Below are 4018 nucleotides of genomic sequence, written 5' to 3'. Positions count from 1 at the left end.
GTTCACCTTGGGGCGTGGGGAGTCGCCATCGGAAATGGGCTATCTCGCGGCGGCCACGACCGAGCGCGGAACGCCGGGATGGCGCCTTGTCGTGCCCGGGCTTTCGTACCATGACAAGTCGATCGGCGAAAAGACCATCATTCCGCTCGTCCGTCTGGGCTTGATCGAGCCGGCGCTGGATGAGCCCCACTGTCTGGTCGTTTCAACGCGCGGCGCGGAGACGTGGTGGCTATTCCACGCGCGCGGTGGCCGATATCCCGAGGATCTGACTGACGTGTAGAAACCTCTAGCGGTACGGGACCGGCTGTCGGCCAACCGGTGTTCGGCGGCGGCACCGCAGCGTTTGCAATCCATAGCACCTGGTGCTATATTAAACCATGACGCAGCGGACGTTCAAGACAGCCTGGTTCGCCAAGGCGGCGCGCAAGGGGCGAATCAGCGACGTGGCACTGTGCAGGCGATTGCGCAGGTGGCGTTGGGACAAGCCGAAGATCTTGGCGGTGGCGTGTTCAAGAAGCGTCTGAACGACAACCGGCACCGATCGATCATCCTGGCCAAATCCGGTCGGTTCTGGGTCTACGAGTATCTGTTCGCCAAGCAGGACAGGGCCAACATTGATGACGACGAACTCGCCCAGTTCCGCAGGCTGGCCAAGGCTTATGCTGGGCTGACCGATCGGCAGCTCGGCGAATTGCTGGCAGACGGAGATTTTTTGGAGATATGCACATGAGCAGGGCTAGAAAATACAAGTCCGACGCCTTCGCGGCGATCCACAGCTCGGCGAGCGCGCTCTACAAGGTCGGGGCGATCGACAAGGCGACGATGCGCAGCTTCGACGAGAGCTGCCTGACGGTGCCGCCGGCGATCGAGCCCGACGCGATCAAGGCGCTGCGGGAGAAGAACCAGGTCAGCCAGCCGGTGTTTGCGCGCTATCTGAACACATCCGAATCGACGGTGCAGAAGTGGGAGACCGGCGCCAAGCGGCCGAGCGGCATGGCGCTGAAACTGCTGTCCGTGGTCAACAAGCACGGGCTGGCGGCGCTCGGCTAGGCGGATTGCCGGTACGTCCGATAAGGCAAGCTTACCGGACATAAAAGCCTGTCGACAGGCGCGGCGGATTGAGGCCAATTTCGTTGCCAAAAGCGCCGCGCTGATTCATGCTGCTCCCGATGATTCTGCGTCCGAAATCCTCTCCGCGCCATCACGGCAGGCTGACCGGCGTCACCGCGGTTACGCCAGCCGCACCCATTCCCGGCTGGCTGCGCCGCGCTGTTCCCGACGCGCAAACCCTGGCTGCGCAGGCCTTTGACGATGTTGCAATCACAGCGGGCGCCGCCATCGGAGCGCTTGATGCGACCGTGCGCCGGCAGGAGAGATGGGCCGGCGCCTGGCGGCAGCGGTTGGCGCTCGCGGCCGCCTCGGTGACGGCCAGACAGGCTGGCCGCGTCGAGGACGAGCCCGCTCTGCGCGATGCAGTGCTGTTGACGCGGCCCGGCGACGATGTCGGCCCGGCGGGGAAGATGCTCTTGGCCTGGCGCAGGCTGGCGTCGTCTCCCTCAGAGGAACTGCTGACCGAGGCAACCATCGCCGGCGTGCTCGAGGCCCTGGGTCTCGCTCGGCATGACGAGATGGCGAACGAACTTGCCGACGAGCTTCGGCAGTTTGCGACGACCGAAGGTGCTGTCGGAATGCTGATCGGTGCCTTCGCGGCAGTCGAGCGGCGTGGCCTTCCACGCACCGTCGGACGGTGGTTCGCCGACGCACTGCTCGCTCAGCGGTTGGGCTGGGCGCACGCGGTGCCGGTGATGGGCGGCGAGGCAGCCCTGGGCATGGCTGTCGGTCGCCCGCGGAGCGCCGCAACCTTCATGGCAGCAGCGAACATCGACACGGGCCTTGATCCTGCAAAAGGTCTGCTTGCGGCTCAGGCGCGCGCCGCCTTGCGTGCTATCGATCTGTCGGCCGAACTCGAGCGTCGCGCCGACAGGTTGCTCACCGTGGCGCCACGCCTTCGCGCGCGGGGCGCCGACATCGTCGTCAATCGACTTCTGTCCCACGACGCCATCGTGGCGTCGGAAAAGATTGCCGGCATGAGCGCCCGGAGCCTGCGCCGACTGTTCGATCGTCTGGTCGATCTTGGCGCCGTGCGGGAGCTCAGCGGCCGCACGACCTTCCGCATCTACGGGATCTGAGGACGATGGCGGAAGCGACGCGTACGAGAAGAGGGAAGGGGCGACAGGACGACGGTCGTGCAAATGACCATTTGATCGATCGTGAGCTCGATCACCTGCCGCCGGAGGCGCGCTGGCGTGAATGGATGAACCGGGTCGAGGCGACAATCTTCGCGGCGAGCGAGCCGGTCACCCGCGAGATGCTGGCGCGTATCGTCGGCAAGAGCTGCAGCATCGACCTTTTGATCGACGACATTCGCGAGGAACTGCGCGGTCGGCCCTACGACCTGGTCGCCGTCGCCGGCGGCTGGAAGCATTTGACCCGGCCAGCCTATGCCGACGCCATCCGCGCCGCTGTAGGCAGCAATGAAAAGCCGTCCGACCTGTCGCAGTCCGAAGTGTTGGTGCTGATGTGCATCGCTTACTTCCAGCCCATCACGCGTGGAGAACTGTCGTCATTTTTTGGCAAGGAAGTTTCGCGTGACCTGATCGGCCTTTTACGCGGCGCAAACTTGATCGCCTCCGGGCCGCGCAGCCCGACGCCCGGTGCACCCTACACCTACGTCACGACAAAAGTGTTCCTGCTGGAGTTCGGGCTCGATACGCTACGTGATCTCCCCGACTTCGAGGCGCTCGAGGACGCAGGCCTGCTCTCGAAGGAAAAGCTATTGGCCGGCGACATCATGCCGGAGTTTTCGAACGATGGCGGTGGGGATGCAGGCGTCGCCGGTGATGAATAATATGCTGCTCGCCAGGGATGGGCGGGATTCTTGTCAATTTCATAAGTCAACTGGAGCGCGCAGAAGAAAACTGGGGTGAGACATCCGCCGGGAATGTCGTGCTCGGGTGGAAAGTTCACGTTGCTGCCGTCGATCTGAACTGGCAGGAGGCGCCATAAGCAGTCGTCGCAGCATCGACCACCGGATGACGTGTTTGGGGCCGCTAGCCGCTGGCCGCTTTGGATTTAGCCAGCGACGAAGCGGACATTCGTGCTGGGCAGGCGAACCGCTTCGGCGGCAACGCGAGCGGACAGATGACGCGCCTAAATGGCGCAGAAGGCGTTCGAGGGTATCGCTCAAGTCCCGGCCCGGCGGCGGGTGCCACAAATGTCGCCGACGCGGTGCGGCAGGCGGTCACCTATCCTACATCGTCTTGTCTCTGCGTACCAAGCGGCTGGTCGCAAGGAGGCCTGACGGACGGATGGTGGAGTTCGTCGCTCCGTGACTGCGCCACTTTGGAAATCGCTAGGCGACCGCTGGGCGACTTGAACGAATTTGCCCCTGATCGGCTGGAGAATAGGATGCGCCGAAGGCGCTCCGTCCCTCTGTTGTCGGCACATCGAGAGCCGGCTATGGACGATGCGGACAGGGGGGAATACGAATGTCGGACATCTTTGATGAGTTCATTCAGCTGGACCGGACCTTCCACGACCTCGGCCTGAGCGAGGAGGAAGGCAAGGATGCCGAGCTGTTCCGGCTGATGCGCCGCGACAAGCTCACGCAGTGGTCCGACCTCCTGGAGGAATCGCGCGTCGTCCTCTTGTCTGAGGCGGGATCGGGAAAGACCGAAGAGATCCGGCACGTGTGCCGCGACCTCCGGCTGCGCGGGAAGTACGCCTTCTTCCTGCGCATCGAGCACCTAGCACAGGACTTCGATGCGTCCTTCGAGGAGGGAACGCCCGAGGAGTTCGATGACTGGGTCGCGTCCGGTGAGGACGGCTGGCTCCTCCTCGATTCCGTCGACGAAGCCAGGCTGAAGGATCCCAAGGACTTCGAGCGCGCGATCAGGAGGATCGGCCGCAAGCTGCGCGGCGTTCTGCAGCGCGCGCACATCGTCATCACGAGCAGGGG

3 protein-coding genes and 3 pseudogenes are annotated in these 4018 nt (G+C 64.0%); all 6 read left to right on the top strand.

Annotation, left to right across the window (positions count from 1 at the left end):
* Positions 1–280: pseudogene (locus EOA27_RS25755) on the top strand (hypothetical protein); the annotation flags it as partial.
* A gap of 97 nt (positions 281–377) precedes the next feature.
* Positions 378–730 (top strand): annotated as a pseudogene (locus EOA27_RS25750) (type II toxin-antitoxin system RelE/ParE family toxin).
* Positions 727–1050, top strand: a complete 324-nt coding sequence (locus EOA27_RS25745) for a DNA-binding transcriptional regulator (protein ID WP_127257583.1) — start codon at positions 727–729, stop codon at positions 1048–1050. Before EOA27_RS25750 ends, EOA27_RS25745 begins: the two are co-directional and overlap by 4 nt.
* Before the next feature lie 119 nt (positions 1051–1169).
* Positions 1170–2189, top strand: a complete 1020-nt coding sequence (locus tag EOA27_RS25740; RefSeq protein WP_127257587.1) for a DUF1403 family protein — start codon at positions 1170–1172, stop codon at positions 2187–2189.
* 5 nt (positions 2190–2194) lie between these two features.
* The gene (locus tag EOA27_RS25735; protein WP_127257580.1) at positions 2195–2908 is read left to right on the top strand and encodes an SMC-Scp complex subunit ScpB; all 714 of its coding nucleotides are present in this window, start codon (positions 2195–2197) and stop codon (positions 2906–2908) included.
* Between the two features lie 640 nt (positions 2909–3548).
* Positions 3549–4018: pseudogene (locus EOA27_RS25730) on the top strand (hypothetical protein); the annotation flags it as partial.

The organism is Mesorhizobium sp. M2A.F.Ca.ET.037.01.1.1, assembly GCF_003998075.1.
In the GTDB taxonomy this organism is placed as follows: Bacteria; Pseudomonadota; Alphaproteobacteria; order Rhizobiales; family Rhizobiaceae; genus Mesorhizobium.
The sequence above is the reverse complement of the archived record's forward strand: the minus strand, read 5'-3'. Positions and strand labels throughout refer to the sequence as shown.